We start from the raw sequence: 16,193 nt of genomic DNA on the forward strand, positions 1-16,193 counted from the left end.
CCAGGGAGCGGCACTGATGTCCAGCCAGCCGAACACGCTTCCCTCCAGCGATCTCGACAGCTCGCCCCTGCTGCTGCCGGCCAAGGTGCTGCGCACCGATGCCGAGGCCCTGCAAGCCGCCCGCGAACTGGCCGAGACCGCTCGCCAGCAAGCCGCACGCCGTGACCAGCAGCGCAGGCTGCCATGGGCCGAGATCGAACAATTCACCCGCAGCGGCCTGGGCAGCATCAGCATTCCCAAGGCCCATGGCGGCCCCGAGGTTTCCTTCGCCACCATCGCCGAGGTCTTTCGCCTCATCAGCGCCGCCGATCCGGCGCTCGGGCAGATCCCGCAGAACCAGTTCGGCATGCTCCAACTGCTGCGCCTGACCGCCAGCGAGGCGCAGCAGGCCGTGCTGTTTCGTTCCGTGCTCGACGGCTGGCGCATCGGCAATGCCGGCCCCGAACGCGGCACCAAGGACACCCTGACGCTCAAGGCGCGGATCACCCGCGACGGCGCCGGCTATCGCATCAGTGGCGAGAAGTTCTACTCCACCGGCGCCCTGTTCGCCCACTGGGTAGCGGTCAAGGCCCTGGATGACGAGGGCCACCAGCGCCTGGCCTTCGTCCGCCGTGGCAGCCCGGGGCTGCGCATCGTCGACGACTGGTCCGGCTTCGGCCAGCGCACCACCGCCAGCGGCACCGTGCTGCTCGACCAGGTGCCGGTGGAGGCGGACCTGGTGATCGACACCCGCCGCCAGCGCGAAGTCCCCAACACCCAGGGTGCCGCCTCGCAACTGATCCAGGCGGCCATCGATGCCGGCATCGCCGAAGCGGCGATCGAGGATGCCATCGCCTTCGTGCGCGACAAGTCCCGGCCATGGGTCGACGCCAAGGTCGAGCGGGCCGGCGATGATCTCTACGTGATCGCCGACATCGGCCGTCTCAAGCTCGAGCTGCATGCCGCCGAGGCCCTGCTGCGCAAGGCCGCCAGGGTGCTCGACGAGGTCAACGCCGGCGCCGTGGACGAAGACGCCGCGGCACGCGCCTCGATCGCCGTGGCCGAGGCCAAGGTGCTGACCACCGAGATCGCCCTGCAAGCCAGCGAGAAGCTGTTCGAACTGGCCGGCAGCCGCGCCACCCTCGCCGAGTTCAACCTCGACCGTCACTGGCGCAACGCCCGGGTGCACACCCTGCACGACCCGGTGCGCTGGAAATACCACGCGGTCGGCGCCTGGCACCTCAACGGCACCCGCCCTGCCCGTCATTCCTGGATTTGAGTGAGCCGGGGCTGCTTCGCAGCCCTTCGCGGACAAGCCCGCACCCATAGGTTTGACGCTGTTCTCACGAACAGCGCGACTCATGTGGGTGTCCCTGCGAGAGCAGCGAAGCAGCGCCCCTTGGAGAACGACATGACCCAATCCCTGATCACCTCCGACGCCCAGGCCCTGGCCGTCGCCGAGGAAATCGCCCAGCAGCTGCAACGCGACAGCGCCCTGCGCGACCGCGAGCGCCGCCTGCCCCACGCCGAGCTCGACCTGTTCACCCGCTCCGGCCTGTGGGCCATCAGCGTGCCCAAGGCCTTCGGCGGCGCGGGGGTATCCAACGTCACCCTGGCCAAGGTCATCGCCCGCATCGCCCAGGCCGACGCCTCCCTCGGGCAGATTCCGCAGAACCACTTCTATGCCCTGGAAGTGCTACGGGTGAACGGCGCCCCCGAGCAGCAACGGCGCCTCTATGCCGAGGTCCTGGCCGGGCGACGCTTGGGCAACGCCCTGGCCGAGCTGGGCACCAAGACCGCCCACGACCGCACCACCCGCCTGACCCGCGATGGCGATGGCTGGCGGATCAACGGCCGCAAGTTCTACGCCACCGGCGCCCTGTACGCCCAGCGCATCCCCACCTCGGTGATCGATGAACAGGGTGTACAGCACCTGGCCTTCGTGCCTGCCGATGCTGCTGGCCTGCAGGTGATCGACGACTGGAGCGGCTTCGGCCAGCGTACCACCGGCAGCGGCTCGGTGACGTTCGACAACGTGTTCGTCGCGAACCAGGACGTGGTGCCCTTCGACAGCGCCTTCGAGCGCCCGACCCCGGTCGGCCCGCTGGCGCAGATCCTCCATGCCGCCATCGATACCGGCATCGCCCGCGCCGCCTTCGACGACGCCCTGCGCTTCGTGCGCAGCCGTAGCCGCCCCTGGGTCGATTCCGGCGTCGACAAGGCCAGCGACGACCCACTGAGTCTCAAGAGCTTCGGTTACCTGGCCATCCGCCTGCATGCCGCCGAGGCCCTGCTGGAGCGCGCCGGTGAATACCTCGACCGCGCCCGCGACGCCAGCAACGCCGACACCGTCGCCGCCGCGTCCATCGCCGTGGCCGAGGCCCGGGCGATCAGCACCGAGATTGCCCTGGCAGCTGGCAGCACCCTGTTCGAACTGGCCGGCAGCCAGGCCACCCTGGCCGAGCACAACCTCGACCGCCACTGGCGCAACGCCCGGGTCCACACCCTGCACGACCCGGTGCGCTGGAAGTACCACGCCATCGGCAACTACTACCTCAACGGCGAGAACCCGCCACGCCGGGGGACGATCTGATGGGCAAGCAGATCCTCCTCAACGCCTTCGACATGAACTGCGTCGGGCACATCAACCACGGCCTGTGGACCCACCCTCGGGACCAAGCGACCCAGTACCGGACCCTGGAATACTGGACCCGGCTGGCCCAGTTGCTCGAGCGCGGGCTGTTCGACGGGCTGTTCATCGCCGATATCGTCGGCACCTACGACGTCTACGGGCAGTCGGTGGACGTGACGCTCAAAGAGTCCATCCAGTTGCCGGTCAACGACCCGCTGCTGCTGGTCTCGGCCATGGCCGCCGTGACCCGGCACCTGGGCTTCGGCCTGACCGCCAACCTCACCTATGACGCGCCCTACCTGTTCGCTCGGCGCCTCTCCACCCTCGACCATTTGAGCAATGGCCGGGTCGGCTGGAACATCGTCACCGGCTACCTGGACAGCGCCGCCCGCGCCATGGGCCTGGCACGGCAACCCGAGCACGACCGCCGTTACGACCAGGCCGACGAATACCTGCAGGTGCTGTACAAACTGCTCGAAGGCAGCTGGGACGACGACGCCGTGGTCGCCGACCGCGCTCGGCGCGTCTATGCCCGCCCAGACAAGGTGCGCAAGGTTCGCCACCAGGGCGAGTTCTACCATGTCGAGGGCTACCACCTGTGCGAGCCCTCGCCCCAGCGTACCCCGGTGCTGTTCCAGGCCGGCAGCTCGCCACGCGGCCTGGCCTTCGCCGGCCAGCATGCCGAGTGCGTGTTCATCAGCGGCCAGGACAAGGCGACCACCCGTGCACAGGTCGACAAGGTACGTGCCGCGGCCCAGGCCAGCGGCCGCGCCCCGCAGGCGATCAAGGTCTTCATGGGCATCACGGTGATCGTCGCGCCGAGCGAACAGCAGGCCCAGGCCCTGCACGCCGAATACCTGCGCTATGCCAGCCCGGAAGCGGGCGTGGCGCACTTTGCCAGTTCCACCGGCATCGACTTCGCCGCCTACGGCCTGGACGAGCCGATCGGCTTCGCCAAGGGCAACGCCATCCAGTCCGCGACCCGCCAGTTGCAGGACAACGCCTGGACCCGCCGCCGCCTGCTGGAGCAGCACGCCCTGGGCGGGCGCTACGTGACCCTGGTCGGCTCGCCCGAACAGGTCGCCGGGCAGTTGATCGCCTGGATCGACGAGACCGGCCTGGACGGCTTCAACCTGACCCGCACCGTCACCCCGGAAAGCCATGAGGCGTTCATCGACCTGGTGGTCCCCGAGCTGCAACGCCGTGGCCGCTACAAGACCGCCTACGCACCCGGCAGCCTGCGCGAGAAGCTCTTCGCCAGCGGCCACCCGCACCTGCCCGCCGACCACCCCGGTGCCGCCTACCGCGCCACCCCCCCTGCCCCGACTGGAGCCTTGCACCATGCTTGAGAAACTGTTCCGGCCCGTCGCGGCCGCCGTGCTGTCCCTGGGCCTGGCCGCCACTGCGCTGGCCGGCGAACCGCTGAAGGTCGGCACCACCGCAGCCTTTGCCATCCCGCTCGAAGCGGCGGTAGACGAGGCCCGCAAGCAGGGCCTGGAGGTCAAGCTGATCGAGTTCAGCGACTGGATCGCGCCGAACGTGAGCCTGGCCAGCGGCGACATCGACGTGAACTACTTCCAGCACATCCCCTTCCTAGAGAACGCCAAGGCCGCCGCCGGCTTCGAGCTGGAGCCCTACGCCCCGGGCATCATCAACAACGTCGGCCTGTACTCCAAGCGCTACAAGCGCTTTGCCGATCTGCCCAACGGGGCCAGCGTGGCCATCGCCAACGACCCGATCAACAGCGGCCGCGGCCTGCAGTTGCTGGCCAAGGCTGGGTTGATCGACCTCAAGCCGGGGGTTGGCTACAAGGCCACCGAGGACGACATCGTCGCCAACCCGAAGCAGTTGAAGATCCTCCAGGTGGAAGCTGTACAACTGGTACGTGCCTACGATGACGCCGACCTGGTCCAGGGCTACCCCGCGTACATCCGCCTGGCCAACAGCTTCGACGCCACCTCGGCACTGCTGTTCGATGGCCTGGAGAACAAGGAATACGTGATCCAGTTCGTCATCCGCCCACAGAGCAAGGACGACCCGCGCCTGGCCAGGTTCGTCGACATCTACCAGCATTCGCCCGCCGTGCGCGCGGCCCTGGACAAAGCCCACGGCAGCCTCTACCAGGCCGGCTGGGAGGGTTGAGATGAGCAGCGCCAGCGCCCTCAGGGCGCCCACCGCGCAAGCCTCGCCGGCCCCTGCCCGCGAGCAGGCCCTGCGCCCAGAGGTGAACGATGCCCACGTGCGCTTCGTCGGCCTGGGCAAGACCTACCCGGGCCAGGCCCAGCCCGCCTTGCAGGGCATCGACCTGAACATCCGCCGCGGCGAGATCTTCGGCATCATCGGCCGCAGCGGCGCCGGCAAGTCATCGCTGCTACGCACCATCAACCGCCTGGAACAGCCCTCCCAGGGCCGGGTGCTGATCGACCAGGTGGACATCGCGCCGTTCGACGAGGACCACTTGGTCGCGCTGCGCCGGCGCATCGGCATGATCTTCCAGCACTTCAACCTGATGTCGGCCAAGACTGTCTGGCAGAACGTCGAGTTGCCGCTGAAGGTGGCGGGCGTGGCCAAGGCCGAGCGCCAACGCAAGGTTCGCGAACTGCTGGAGCTGGTGGGGCTTGCGCACAAGCACCACGTCTACCCGGCGCAGTTGTCGGGCGGGCAGAAGCAGCGGGTGGGCATCGCCCGGGCGCTGGTCCATGACCCTGAAATCCTGCTGTGCGACGAGGCCACCTCGGCGCTCGACCCGGAAACCACCGCCTCGATCCTCGAGCTGCTGCGCGACATCAACCAGCGCCTGGGCCTGACCATCGTGCTGATCACCCACGAGATGGCGGTGATCCGCGACATCTGCCACCGGGTGCTGGTGCTCGAACGTGGGCAGATCGTCGAGCAGGGCGACGTCTGGCAGGTGTTCGGCGCACCGCGGCACGAGGTCACCCGCAGCTTGCTCGCGCCGTTGCAAGCCAAGCTGCCCGCCGCCTTGCAGGCCAACCTGCGCACCAGCCCGGGCGCAAGCGATGCGGCGCTGGTACTCAGGCTGAGCCTGCTGGGCGCGCCGGAACTGTCCGAGCTGTTCAGTGCCCTGGGCGGGCGCGTGCGCCTGCTCCAGGGCGGCATCGAGACCATCGGCGAGCGGGCCGTGGGGCAACTGATCCTGTCGGTACAGGGTTCGCCCCATGCACTGCCGCTATTGCTGGAGCGCGCCCGTCGCTGGGCCGATGAGGTGGAGGTACTGGGCTATGTGGTTTGAGCGTCTGTTCCAGGGCTTGCTGGATACCTTGCTGATGGTCGGCGTGTCGTCGCTGATCGCCCTGCTGGTCGGGGTGCCGATGGCGGTGCTGCTGGTCACCAGCGACAAGGGTGGGATCTTCGAGGCGCCGTTGCTGAACCGTGTGTTGAGTGCGTTCGTCAACCTGTTCCGCTCGATCCCGTTCCTGATCCTGATGGTCGCCCTGATCCCCTTCACCCGCCTGGTGGTGGGTACCACCTATGGCGTGTGGGCCGCCGTGGTCCCGCTGACCATCGCCGCCACGCCCTTCTTCGCCAGGATCGCCGAGGTCAGCCTGCGCGAGGTCGACCATGGCCTGATCGAGGCGGCCCAGGCCATGGGGTGCCGGCGCTGGCACATCGTCTGGCACGTGCTGCTGCCCGAGGCACTGCCGGGGATCGTCGGCGGCTTCACCATCACCCTGGTGACCTTGATCAACTCCTCGGCCATGGCCGGTGCCATCGGCGCGGGCGGGCTGGGGGACATTGCCTATCGCTATGGGTACCAGCGCTTCGACAGCCAGGTCATGCTAACCGTGATCGCCATGCTGGTGGCGTTGGTGGCGTTGATCCAGCTGGGTGGGGATCGGTTGGCGAAGGGCTTGAACAAGCGCTGAAGCCTTCCCCTACTGGTCGGAGCGGCCCCGGACCGGCCTCAGTCCCAGCGCAACGCCTGTGCCGGTACCGGCCGCCCGAACCAGTACCCCTGCCCCAGGTGACATTGCTGTTCCAGCAGGAAGCGAGCCTGCTCGGCCTGCTCGATCCCCTCGGCGTGCACCTGCATGCCCATGCTGCGGGCCAGGGCGATGATCACCCGGACGATGGCGATGTCATCCTCGTCATGGGGCAGACCGGCGACGAAGCCCTGGTCGATCTTGAGCTTCTGCACCGGCAATCGCTTGAGCCGCAGCAACGACGAATAACCGGTACCGAAGTCGTCGATGGCCAGGCTCAGGCCCAGCTCGCGCAGCCGGTGCAACTGTTCCAGAGCCACCTCCGGATCTTCCATCACCGCGCTTTCGGTGACCTCCAGCTCCAGCAGCGCCGGGTCCATGCCGGTGTCGTGCAGCACCTCGGCCACCTGCCGGTACAGATCGCGCTGGCCGAACAGGCGGCTGGAAATGTTCACCGCGACGAACGCCAGCTGCCGCCCCTTGCCCTGCCAGCGCACCATCTGCCGGCATGCCTGGCGCAGCACCCAGGCATCGATCTCGGCGATCAACCCGGTACGCTCGGCGATGGGGATGAACTCGCCCGGCGACACCAGCCCGCGTAGCGGATGCTGCCAGCGCACCAACGCCTCGACCCCGACCATCCTGTCGCTGCACAGGTCGTGCACCGGCTGGAAGTACACACGCAGCTCTTCGTGCTCCAGGGCACGGCGCAACTCGCCGGCAGTCTCGACCCGGTGCTGAGCGTGGGCGGTCAGTTCCTCGGTGTACAGGGCGTAGCAGGCGCGGCCATTGCTCTTGGCCTTGAACAGCGCCGAATCGGCATTGCGCAGCAGTTGCTCGGCGCCGAGCGCATCGCTGGGGAACAGGCTGATACCGACACTGACGCTGATGAACAGGCGATTGTCGTCGAAGACGAACGGCTCGCGCATGCGCTCGATGATCGTCTGCGCCAGGGTCGCGGCTTGGCCGACCTGTGGGCAGTTCTCCGCCAGCACGCCGAACTCGTCGCCGCCCAGGCGCGCCAGGGTCACGCCATGGCCGAGGATGTCGCGCAGGCGCTCGCCGACCAGCTTGAGCAACTGGTCGCCGATGGTGTGGCCAAGGCCATCGTTGATGCTCTGGAAATGATCGAGGTCCAGCAGCAACAGGGCACAGCCGCGCTTGTTGGCCTGGGCGGCGGCCAGGGCCTGCTCGGCCCGGTCGTTGAACAGCAATCGGTTGGGCAGGCCGGTCAGCGGATCGTGGTGCGCCAGGTAGGCCAGCTCCCGTTCGGAGTGCTTGATCGCGCTGATGTCGCTGAACACCGCCACATAGTGGCTGACCGCGCCGCTGTCGTCGCGGATGGCGCAGATCGTCTGCCACTGCGGGTAGATCTCGCCGCTCTTGCGCCGGTTCCAGATCTCGCCGCTCCACTCGCCCTTCTGCGCCAGCGCGGCGTAGATCTGCTGGTAGAACGGCGCACCGTGGTGGCCCGACTTGAACTTGCTCGGGCGCTGGCCGATCACCTCGTCCTGCTGGTAGCCGGTGATGCGCATGAAGGCCCGGTTGACGTGCACGATCAGGCCGTCGCGGTCGGTCACCAACACGCCCTCCAGGGTGCTGTCGAACACCGCCGCGGCCATGCGCAGGCGCTCACGGTCCTCGCTGCGCAGGCGCGCACCGATGCCGATGAAATTGAGCAGGCGAGCACGCGAGACGAAGATCAGCAAGGCACTGACCAGCACCCAGACGAGCACATTGGCCTGGCGGCCCACGGCCAGCACCGTCGGGTCATCGGAAAGGCCGCGCAGCACCTGTTCGGACAGCACCAGCCAGAGAATCGAGAGCACCAGGTACAACGCCGCCATGCGCAGGGCGTCGCGAACGGAAACAGACATGTCGGGTGGGTAAGCCCATGAAAAAGGATGGGGCATTATAAAGGCGGAAACATGCCGTGACTTAATTCCCGGCATTAGAAATAGGTTGCAGATTTCATCTGCCCTGCTCGCGGGCAAGCCCGCTGCCACGGGGGCTGCACGACCTCGTGCGGGAGCGCGCGCACCCGCGACAGGGCTGGCACCCTCGCAACGGGCGACTGGCTTTATTTCCCCGCCAGGGGATAATTGCCGACGCTGTTCCCCTGTGTTTCCGAGGGCTTCTACACCTATGTGGTACAACGGTTTGCTCGACTTGTCGGCCTGGCAACTGGTCGGCGTCACCCTGCTGATGACCCATGTGACCATCGTCAGCGTCACCCTCTACCTGCATCGCTACTCGGCCCACCGCGCCCTGGAGCTCAATGCCGGGGTCAAGCACTTCTTCCGCTTCTGGCTGTGGCTGACCACCGCGCAGAACACCCGCGAGTGGACCGCGGTGCACCGCAAGCACCACGCCAAGTGCGAAACCCCCGACGACCCGCACAGCCCGCTGCACAAGGGCCTGGGCACCGTGCTGCGCAAGGGCGCCGAGCTCTACCGTGAGGAAGCGCGCAACCCCGAGACCCTGCGCATCTACGGCAAGAACTGCCCGGACGACTGGATCGAACGCAACCTCTATTCGCGCTACAGGCTCGGCGGCGTGGCGCTGATGGCACTGATCGACCTGCTGCTGTTCGGCACCATCGGCATCACCATCTGGGCAGTGCAGATGATGTGGATTCCGTTCTGGGCCGCTGGCGTGGTCAACGGCCTGGGCCATGCGCTGGGCTACCGCAACTTCGAATGCCGCGACGCGGCCACCAACCTGGTGCCCTGGGGCATCGTCATTGGCGGCGAGGAGCTGCACAACAATCACCACACCTACCCCAACTCGGCCAAGCTGTCGGTCAAGCGCTGGGAGTTCGACATCGGCTGGATGTGGATCCGCCTGCTGTGCCTGCTGCGCCTGGCCAAGGTGCAGCGTGTGGCGCCCATCGCCCACCGCGTCGAGGGCAAGGCGCACCTGGACATGGACACGGCCATGGCGATCCTCAACAACCGTTTCCAGATCATGGCCCAGTACCGCAAGCTGGTGATCGCGCCATTGGTCAAGCAGGAACTGGCCCGGGTCGATGCCTCGATGCGCCACCGCTTCCGCCGCGCCAAGCGCCTGTTGTCGCGGGAAACCAGCCTGCTGCAGGACCGCCATCACGTACGTATCGAGTCCATGCTGGCCCACAGCCAGGCGCTCAAGACCATCTATGAAAAACGCCTGGCCCTGCAGCAGATCTGGGCCCGTACCAGCGCCAACGGCCACGACATGCTCGCCGCCATGAAGGATTGGGTGCATGAGGCCGAGGCCAGTGGTATCCAGGCCCTGCGCGACTTCGCCGGCCAGCTCAAGACCTACTCCCTGCGCCCTGCCGGGGCCTGAGCACCGTTGATCGGCCCGCCCCGCGACGGGGCGGGCCACCCCGGAACTTCGTCCCCTGCCTTCCACTCAAATCCGGCACATCGCCCGCGTGGCGGGCCGGATCGTGGCCGCACGCTTTCATGCCGAGAACCGTTCCGTGCTCATGGCCAAAGACTTCACCCCGCCCCTCTGCGGCAACCCGCCGCCCGAAGCCGCCCAGACCCTGCTCGCCCTGCTGCACGCTCAGGGCGAAGTGGCTCGCCTGAGCGAACGCGAGCAGCTCTACAGCTCGCTGCTCGACAGCCTCAATGCCGTGCTCTGGGCCTTCGACTGGGAGACCCGCCAGGTGCTGTATGTCAGCCCAGCCTACGAACGTATCTTCGGGCGCCCGGCCAGCCTGGTGCTGGCCGACTACAACGAGTGGCGCGACAGCATCTACCCCGACGACCTGGACTACGCCGAGCGCAGCCTGGCCCAGGTGCTGCTCAAGGGCGCGGTGGAAGACCGCGAGTACCGCATCATCAATGCCGCGGGCCAAGTGCGCTGGCTGAGCGACAAATGCTTCATCAACCAGCAACGTGAAAACGAACAGCGGGTGATCATCGTCGGTATCGCCGAGGACATCACCGAGAAGAAGCAGCTCGAAGGCGAGTTGCAACGCCTGGCCACCACCGATGTGCTGACCCAGAGCAGCAACCGTCGGCACTTCTTCGAATGCGCCCGCCAAGCCTTCGAGGCCGCGCGCGAGGAGGGTTCGCCCCTGGCCTTCCTGTTGCTCGACATCGACGACTTCAAGCAGATCAACGACAGCTACGGCCACCAGGAAGGCGACCAGGTGCTGCAACGTATCGCTGACAGCGGCAGGGCCGTGCTGCGCCGGGGCGACCTGTTCGGGCGTATCGGTGGCGAGGAGTTCGCGGCGGTCTTCCCCGGCTGCACCGCCCAAGTCGCCAAGCACATCGCCGAACGCTTGCAACGCGAGATCCAGCGCCTGAGCTTCAGCCATGGGCAGCAGGTGTATGGCGTCACCGTGAGCCAGGGCCTGACTGGCCTGAACGACACCGACGAAACCCTCGAAGCCCTGTTCGCCCGGGCCGATGCAGCCATGTACCAGGCCAAGCGGCAGGGCAAGAACCAGATCGTGCTGGGGTGAGCCAGCCCCGAATGGCCATACTTGCCCATTTGGATCCATTATCTAGCAAGCTCAGAAATGTCTTACTCCCTTTGGTTACCTTCCAAAGGGGAATATTCTTTAATTGCCGTGAGGCATTCCTAGAGCAATCGGAAGCTGTTCCCGTTATGACACCATGAGCCGCTTAACAACTGCTCAGGGTGGAACATGGCAATTAGGTTCGAGCCAAAAGTAGGGCAGGTGCTGGAATGCAATTACGGCGAGTATCGAGATCAAGGCGATGTTGTTTCAGCATCGAGTCGGTACGACTTCCGCCTTAAACCGGAAATGGTGAAAAATCGGCTTGTCATGGTGCTCAATGGAAAAATCGATTCGAATGCCTGTATTGTCGTTCCACTCTCGACCACCAAGGATCCCGGCAAGCTGAGCCGAGGATGGCATGTGCAGTTCTCTGCCGACCTGATCGAGGATCTCCCGTATTTCAAGCAACAGGTACGTTGGGCCAAGGCTGACTTGGTCGCCCAGGTGAGCCGGGAGCGCTTGTTCAAGCCCAGGACCATCGGCCGCGGTTTTCTTGAGCAAGTCGTGGCACGCGAGGTTGTCGAGCGAGTCCAACGCGCCGTGGTGAAGGTGATGAATGCGAGCTCCCTGCTCAAAAATTGACAGGATCCAAGCTTTTCCCTATCGTGGCCCCGTAGCCCTTAGAGGCACTCAGCGCTTTATTCCCCTTAGAGGGACCTGCGAAACCCAGCCTAGGCTGGGTTTCGCCATTCAGAACCCCCTGTTTTCTCAAGATCCTGGGCTGTCACACGGGATCTACCGGTTGGCCTCCGGCTGGACGATCTCCTGTTTCTCCACCCTGCGCAACCGCCCCAGCTCCGGCAAGCCCAGCTTGAGCAACCGTGCCGTCTTGCTGTCGGCGATTTTCTCCATCCCCTGCTCCGCCGGCAGCCGCGCCAGTTGCCCGGCCAGGTTCATTGCCAGGATCTCCCGCGAATACACCCCGCCACCCAACTGGTAGATGGCGGCGATCAGCTCGCGCAGGCTCAGCGGCAGCCGCCAGCGGGTGCGCAGCGCCGAGCCGAAGGCGGCGCCGAACGCGTTCAGCGACAACTGCACCTGGTCCTCGTCCAGCTCGCCACCGGCCAGGCGCCATTCCTGCAGGCAACGCAGCACGGCCAGGTCGCCCAGGCAGTGCAGCAGTCCGGCGCAGTAGCAGCGGCCTTCATCCAGCTCGAGCATGCGCGCCAGGCTGCGGGCGTACTCGGCGGTGTGCAGGGACAGGTCCCAGTAGTGAGCGGCATGCCGGGCCAGCAACAGGTCGCTCAGGCGAGCGCTGCGCTTGAGCGCCAGGCCCAGGATCAGGTTCATGCTCTGGGTGCTGCCGAGCTTGTTCAGCGCCTGCAGCAGGGTCTGCACCGGCGCCTCGCGATGCAGTGCGGCGCTGTTGGCCGCCGCGATCAGCACGCCGGTGATCTGCGGATCGTTGCGTACCTCTTCCTCGAGCACCTTGAGGTTCAGCCCATGGGGGTTGAGGGCGCGCTTGATCGCCACCTGCACATCGGCGAACAGCGGCCCGCCATCGGCAGTGACACGGCGTTGCTCGAGGAACGCCGACAGGCGGATGCCCGGCTGCAAGGACGGCGTCGGGCAGGCAATCTGCTCGCCAACCGCCAGCAACAGGCTCTCCAACCGCTTGCGCAGGTTGGCCAGGTCGAGGGGTTTGCCCAGGTAGGCGGTGGGGTGGAACGGTAGCACCTCATGCACACTGGCGCTGTCGGTGCGCTCGCTCATCAATATGAACGGCAGGGACGGCTTGTACCCCTTGGCACGCACGTTGCGCAACAGGTCGAGGCCATCGACCCCGGCCAGCTCACGGGCGGCAATGATCAGGTCAGGCTTGCTCGACAGCGCGGCCAAGGCCTCGGAGCCGTTGGCGCAGACCTGCAGGCGGGCGTCGCAGCGCACGCTGAGCAACATGTCGCGAAGCATGTCGCGCACCCACGGATCGCCTTCGGCAATCAGGATACAAGGCGGGATGGGGTCGGCAGCGCTCATGAGTGGCTCCTGGGTAATCCTTGACACACGATCCTTCGCAGCTTCCAAGGCAAATCCATCCGCCTACGATAGCGCCCAGCCGCATCGAGGGTGCAAAAAAAACCCGCCGAAGCGGGTTTTTTTCTAACGCCTGTCACATTCAGGCCAGCTCGGCGAAGCACTCTTCGATGATCGCCAGGCCTTTGTCCAGCTGCTCGTCCGGCGCGGTGACCGGCACCAGGATACGCAGGACGTTGCCGTAGGTGCCGCAGGACAGCAGGATCAGGCCCTTGTCGCGTGCCTTGGCCACGACCTGGGCGACCGCGGCAGCGTTCGGGGTGTGGGTCCCCTTCTCGAACACTTCGACAGCGACCATCGAGCCCAGGCCACGGACATCACCGATGATCGGGTGCTTTTCCTGGATCTTGCGCAGGCCAGCGGTCAGGCGCTCGCCCACCGCCTGGCTGCGCTCGAGCAGCTTCTCTTCCTCGAACACTTCGATCACGGCCAGGGCCGCGGCGCAGGCGATCGGGGAACCGGCGTAGGTACCGCCCAGGCCACCCGGGGCGATGGCGTCCATGTACTCGGCCTTGCCGCACACACCGGCCAGCGGGAAGCCGCCAGCGATGGACTTGGCGAAGGTGGTCAGGTCAGGCGCGACGCCCATCTGCTCCATGGCGAAGAAGGTGCCGGTACGGCCAGCGCCGGTCTGCACTTCGTCGGCGATCAGCAGGATGCCGTGCTGGTCGCACAGGGCGCGCAGGCGCTGCATCAGCTCTTTCGGTGCCGGGATGAAACCACCCTCGCCCTGGACCGGCTCGAGGATGATCGCAGCGATGTCCTTAGGCTCGGCATCGTTCTTGAAGATACGCTCGATCGAAGCGATCGACTCGTCGACGCTGACGCCGTGCAGCTCGCTCGGGTACAAGGCGCGGAAGATGCCACCTGGCATCAGGCCCATGCCAGCGGAGTACGGCACGACCTTGCCGGTCAGGCCCAGGGTCATCATGGTACGGCCGTGGTAACCGCCGGTGAAGGCGATGACGCCGGCACGGCCAGTGGCGGCACGGGCGATCTTGACGGCGTTTTCAACGGCTTCGGAACCGGTGGTGACCAGCAGGGTCTTCTTGGCGAAGTCTCCTGGCACCAGGGCGTTGATCTTCTCGCACAGCTCTACGTAGGGCTCGTAGGCCAGAACCTGGAAGCAGGTGTGGCTGACCTTGGTCAGCTGCTCTTGCACGGCCGCCACCACTTTCGGGTGCAGGTGGCCGGTGTTCAGTACTGCGATGCCGCCGGCGAAGTCGATCAGTTCGCGGCCTTCAACGTCGATCACGGTCGCGTTCTTCGCGGTGTCGACGAAGATCGGGTGGATCTGGCCAACGCCACGTGGGACGGCGTTGACACGGCGTTGCATCAAGGATTCGTTGGTCTTGCTCATAGTGCCCTCATTCGCGCCGACGCTGACGGCGCTGTTATTCGGGGGTGGCTGGATCCGTGCATGAGCAGCATGCGTTGATCGACTGTCATGAACGCCCTGGCCACCAGGTACCGCGGTGTAAAAAAGACCAGCGAGACGTCGCTCTCGCGCCCCGCTGGCAGAGGTAAAAACTGTCAGCCCGTGATCAGACGCTGATGCACAGGTACTTGATCTCCAGGTAGTCCTCGATGCCGTACTTGGAACCTTCGCGACCCAGGCCCGAGGCCTTGATGCCGCCGAACGGCGCGACTTCGTTGGAGATCAGGCCGGTGTTGATGCCGACCATGCCATATTCCAGGGCCTCGGCGACACGGAACACACGGCTCATGTCACGGGCGTAGAAGTACGAGGCCAGGCCGAACTCGGTGTCGTTGGACATGGCGATGACCTCGGCCTCGTCCTTGAAGCGGAACAGCGGGGCCAGCGGGCCGAAGGTTTCTTCCTTGGCCACGGCGGCGGTCTTCGGTACGTCGACCAGGATGGTCGGCTCGAAGAAGTTGCCTTCGATCAGCTTGCCGCCGGACAGCACCTTGGCGCCTTTGCCAACGGCGTCCTCGATGTGCTCCTGGACCTTCGCCACGGCCTTGCCGTCGATCAGCGGGCCGGTGGTGGTGCCTTCTTCCAGGCCGTTGCCGATCTTCAGCTTGGCCACGGCGGCCTTGAGCTTCTCGGCGAACGCGTCATAGACGCCGTCCTGTACGTAGATGCGGTTGGCGCAGACGCAGGTCTGGCCGTTGTTGCGGTACTTGGAGACGATCGCGCCCTCGACGGCCTTGTCCAGGTCGGCGTCGTCGAACACGATGAACGGGGCGTTGCCACCCAGCTCCAGGGACACTTTCTTGATGTCCTTGGCGCACTCTTCCATCAGCTGGCGGCCGATCTCGGTCGAGCCGGTGAAGGACAGCTTGCGCACCAGCGAGTTGCCGGTCAGCTCGCCGCCGACTTCGCCCGCGCTGCCGGTGACCACGCTCAGCACACCGGCCGGGATGCCGGCACGGTTGGCCAGCTCGACCAGGGCCAGGGCGGAGTACGGGGTCTGCGAAGCAGGCTTGAGGACCATGGTGCAACCGGCGGCCAGGGCCGGGCCGGCCTTGCGGGTGATCATCGCGGCCGGGAAGTTCCACGGGGTGATCGCGGCGGTGACACCGATCGGCTGCTTGATGACGATCAGGCGCTTGTCCGGCTGGTGACCCGGGATGGTGTCGCCGTAGACGCGCTTGGCCTCCTCGGCGAACCACTCGATGAACGAGGCGGCGTAGGCGATCTCGCCCTTGGCTTCGGCCAGCGGCTTGCCCTGCTCGGTGGTCATCAGGCGGGCCAGGTCGTCCTGGTTCTCGATCATCAGCTCGAACCAGCGGCGCAGCTTGTTCGAACGCTCCTTGGCGGTCAGTGCGCGCCAGGCCGGCAGGGCCTTGTCGGCCGCTTCGATGGCGCGGCGGGTTTCGGCGGCGCCCATCTTCGGCACGGTACCGATGACTTCGCCGGTGGCCGGGTTGGTCACCTTGATGGTCTGACCGCTGTCCGCATCCAGCCATTCACCGTTGATGAAGGCTTGCTGGCGGAACAACTGAGCGTCTTTGAGCTGCATGTCGGCTTCCCTTAAAGCACCGTGCACGCACGGGGCGAATTATTGATTGTTGAAAAGGCGCCCCAAGGGGCTGCCGTCAGGAATTCTTGCACCAA

General features: G+C 66.1%; 13 protein-coding genes. 9 read left to right on the forward strand and 4 right to left on the reverse strand.

Annotated elements, in window-relative coordinates; all coding sequences use genetic code 11:
- Positions 1-16: 16 nt before the first annotated feature.
- The 6 genes from ACDI39_RS16085 to ACDI39_RS16110 all read left to right on the forward strand — a co-directional run bounded on the left by ACDI39_RS16085 (position 17) and on the right by ACDI39_RS16110 (position 6,498).
- On the forward strand, positions 17-1,258 hold the full coding sequence (locus ACDI39_RS16085; protein WP_225786663.1) for an SfnB family sulfur acquisition oxidoreductase: 1,242 nt from the start codon (positions 17-19) through the stop codon (positions 1,256-1,258).
- Positions 1,259-1,390: 132 nt separating this feature from the next.
- The gene (locus tag ACDI39_RS16090) at positions 1,391-2,572 is read left to right on the forward strand and encodes an SfnB family sulfur acquisition oxidoreductase (protein WP_486536939.1); all 1,182 of its coding nucleotides are present in this window, start codon (positions 1,391-1,393) and stop codon (positions 2,570-2,572) included.
- Positions 2,572-3,960 carry an LLM class flavin-dependent oxidoreductase gene (locus tag ACDI39_RS16095; RefSeq protein WP_253080302.1) on the forward strand — a complete coding sequence of 463 codons (1,389 nt, stop codon included), beginning with the start codon at positions 2,572-2,574 and terminating at the stop codon, positions 3,958-3,960. The genes ACDI39_RS16090 and ACDI39_RS16095 overlap by 1 nt, the downstream gene beginning before the upstream one ends.
- Entirely contained in the window at positions 3,953-4,753 is an 801-nt protein-coding gene (locus ACDI39_RS16100) for a MetQ/NlpA family ABC transporter substrate-binding protein (RefSeq protein ID WP_253080303.1), read from the forward strand. The genes ACDI39_RS16095 and ACDI39_RS16100 overlap by 8 nt, the downstream gene beginning before the upstream one ends.
- 1 nt (position 4,754) lies before the next feature.
- The gene (locus tag ACDI39_RS16105) at positions 4,755-5,864 is read left to right on the forward strand and encodes a methionine ABC transporter ATP-binding protein (RefSeq protein WP_225786667.1); all 1,110 of its coding nucleotides are present in this window, start codon (positions 4,755-4,757) and stop codon (positions 5,862-5,864) included.
- A complete protein-coding gene (locus ACDI39_RS16110) occupies positions 5,854-6,498 on the forward strand; it encodes a methionine ABC transporter permease (RefSeq protein WP_225786668.1) in 645 nt (214 codons plus the stop codon). Before ACDI39_RS16105 ends, ACDI39_RS16110 begins: the two co-directional genes overlap by 11 nt.
- 38 nt (positions 6,499-6,536) lie before the next feature.
- Here the strand turns inward: ACDI39_RS16110 and dibA are convergent, their stop codons facing one another.
- Positions 6,537-8,432 (reverse strand): phosphodiesterase DibA, encoded by a 1,896-nt coding sequence (gene dibA / locus ACDI39_RS16115; protein WP_486536940.1) that lies wholly within the window; start codon positions 8,430-8,432, stop codon positions 6,537-6,539.
- A 268-nt stretch (positions 8,433-8,700) separates the two neighbouring features.
- Here dibA and desA point away from each other — a divergent pair, with 268 nt between their 5' ends.
- The 3 genes from desA to ACDI39_RS16130 all read left to right on the forward strand — a co-directional run bounded on the left by desA (position 8,701) and on the right by ACDI39_RS16130 (position 11,659).
- Positions 8,701-9,885: a delta-9 fatty acid desaturase DesA gene (desA, locus tag ACDI39_RS16120; protein WP_486536941.1), complete on the forward strand. Its 1,185-nt coding sequence runs from the start codon at positions 8,701-8,703 to the stop codon at positions 9,883-9,885.
- A gap of 100 nt (positions 9,886-9,985) precedes the next feature.
- A complete protein-coding gene (locus ACDI39_RS16125) occupies positions 9,986-11,017 on the forward strand; it encodes a GGDEF domain-containing protein (protein WP_410046028.1) in 1,032 nt (343 codons plus the stop codon).
- A 186-nt stretch (positions 11,018-11,203) separates the two neighbouring features.
- Complete coding sequence (locus ACDI39_RS16130; protein WP_225786671.1) at positions 11,204-11,659, forward strand: type II toxin-antitoxin system PemK/MazF family toxin; 456 nt, start codon at positions 11,204-11,206, stop codon at positions 11,657-11,659.
- A gap of 153 nt (positions 11,660-11,812) precedes the next feature.
- Here ACDI39_RS16130 and ACDI39_RS16135 read toward each other — a convergent pair whose 3' ends face one another.
- From ACDI39_RS16135 to gabD, 3 genes are all read right to left on the reverse strand, one after another.
- Entirely contained in the window at positions 11,813-13,054 is a 1,242-nt protein-coding gene (locus tag ACDI39_RS16135; RefSeq protein WP_253080306.1) for a response regulator, read from the reverse strand.
- A gap of 139 nt (positions 13,055-13,193) precedes the next feature.
- Positions 13,194-14,471, reverse strand: a complete 1,278-nt coding sequence (gene gabT / locus ACDI39_RS16140; protein WP_225786673.1) for a 4-aminobutyrate--2-oxoglutarate transaminase — start codon at positions 14,469-14,471, stop codon at positions 13,194-13,196.
- Between the two features lie 184 nt (positions 14,472-14,655).
- Positions 14,656-16,098: an NADP-dependent succinate-semialdehyde dehydrogenase gene (gene gabD / locus ACDI39_RS16145; RefSeq protein ID WP_225786674.1), complete on the reverse strand. Its 1,443-nt coding sequence runs from the start codon at positions 16,096-16,098 to the stop codon at positions 14,656-14,658.
- Positions 16,099-16,193 lie beyond the last annotated feature (95 nt).

This window comes from Pseudomonas sp. Tun-23181 (assembly GCF_057415455.1).

Bases quoted from the DNA above. Each gene is read 5' to 3' on its own strand.
- ACDI39_RS16105 (WP_225786667.1), top strand. From the start codon at position 4,755: ATGAGCAGCGCCAGCGCCCTCAGGGCGCCCACCGCGCAAGCCTCGCCG.
- ACDI39_RS16135 (WP_253080306.1), bottom strand. From the start codon at position 13,054: ATGAGCGCTGCCGACCCCATCCCGCCTTGTATCCTGATTGCCGAAGGC.
- ACDI39_RS16100 (WP_253080303.1), top strand. From the start codon at position 3,953: ATGCTTGAGAAACTGTTCCGGCCCGTCGCGGCCGCCGTGCTGTCCCTG.
- gabD (WP_225786674.1), bottom strand. From the start codon at position 16,098: ATGCAGCTCAAAGACGCTCAGTTGTTCCGCCAGCAAGCCTTCATCAAC.
- ACDI39_RS16110 (WP_225786668.1), top strand. From the start codon at position 5,854: ATGTGGTTTGAGCGTCTGTTCCAGGGCTTGCTGGATACCTTGCTGATG.
- ACDI39_RS16130 (WP_225786671.1), top strand. From the start codon at position 11,204: ATGGCAATTAGGTTCGAGCCAAAAGTAGGGCAGGTGCTGGAATGCAAT.
- ACDI39_RS16085 (WP_225786663.1), top strand. From the start codon at position 17: ATGTCCAGCCAGCCGAACACGCTTCCCTCCAGCGATCTCGACAGCTCG.
- desA (WP_486536941.1), top strand. From the start codon at position 8,701: ATGTGGTACAACGGTTTGCTCGACTTGTCGGCCTGGCAACTGGTCGGC.
- gabT (WP_225786673.1), bottom strand. From the start codon at position 14,471: ATGAGCAAGACCAACGAATCCTTGATGCAACGCCGTGTCAACGCCGTC.
- ACDI39_RS16090 (WP_486536939.1), top strand. From the start codon at position 1,391: ATGACCCAATCCCTGATCACCTCCGACGCCCAGGCCCTGGCCGTCGCC.
- dibA (WP_486536940.1), bottom strand. From the start codon at position 8,432: ATGTCTGTTTCCGTTCGCGACGCCCTGCGCATGGCGGCGTTGTACCTG.
- ACDI39_RS16095 (WP_253080302.1), top strand. From the start codon at position 2,572: ATGGGCAAGCAGATCCTCCTCAACGCCTTCGACATGAACTGCGTCGGG.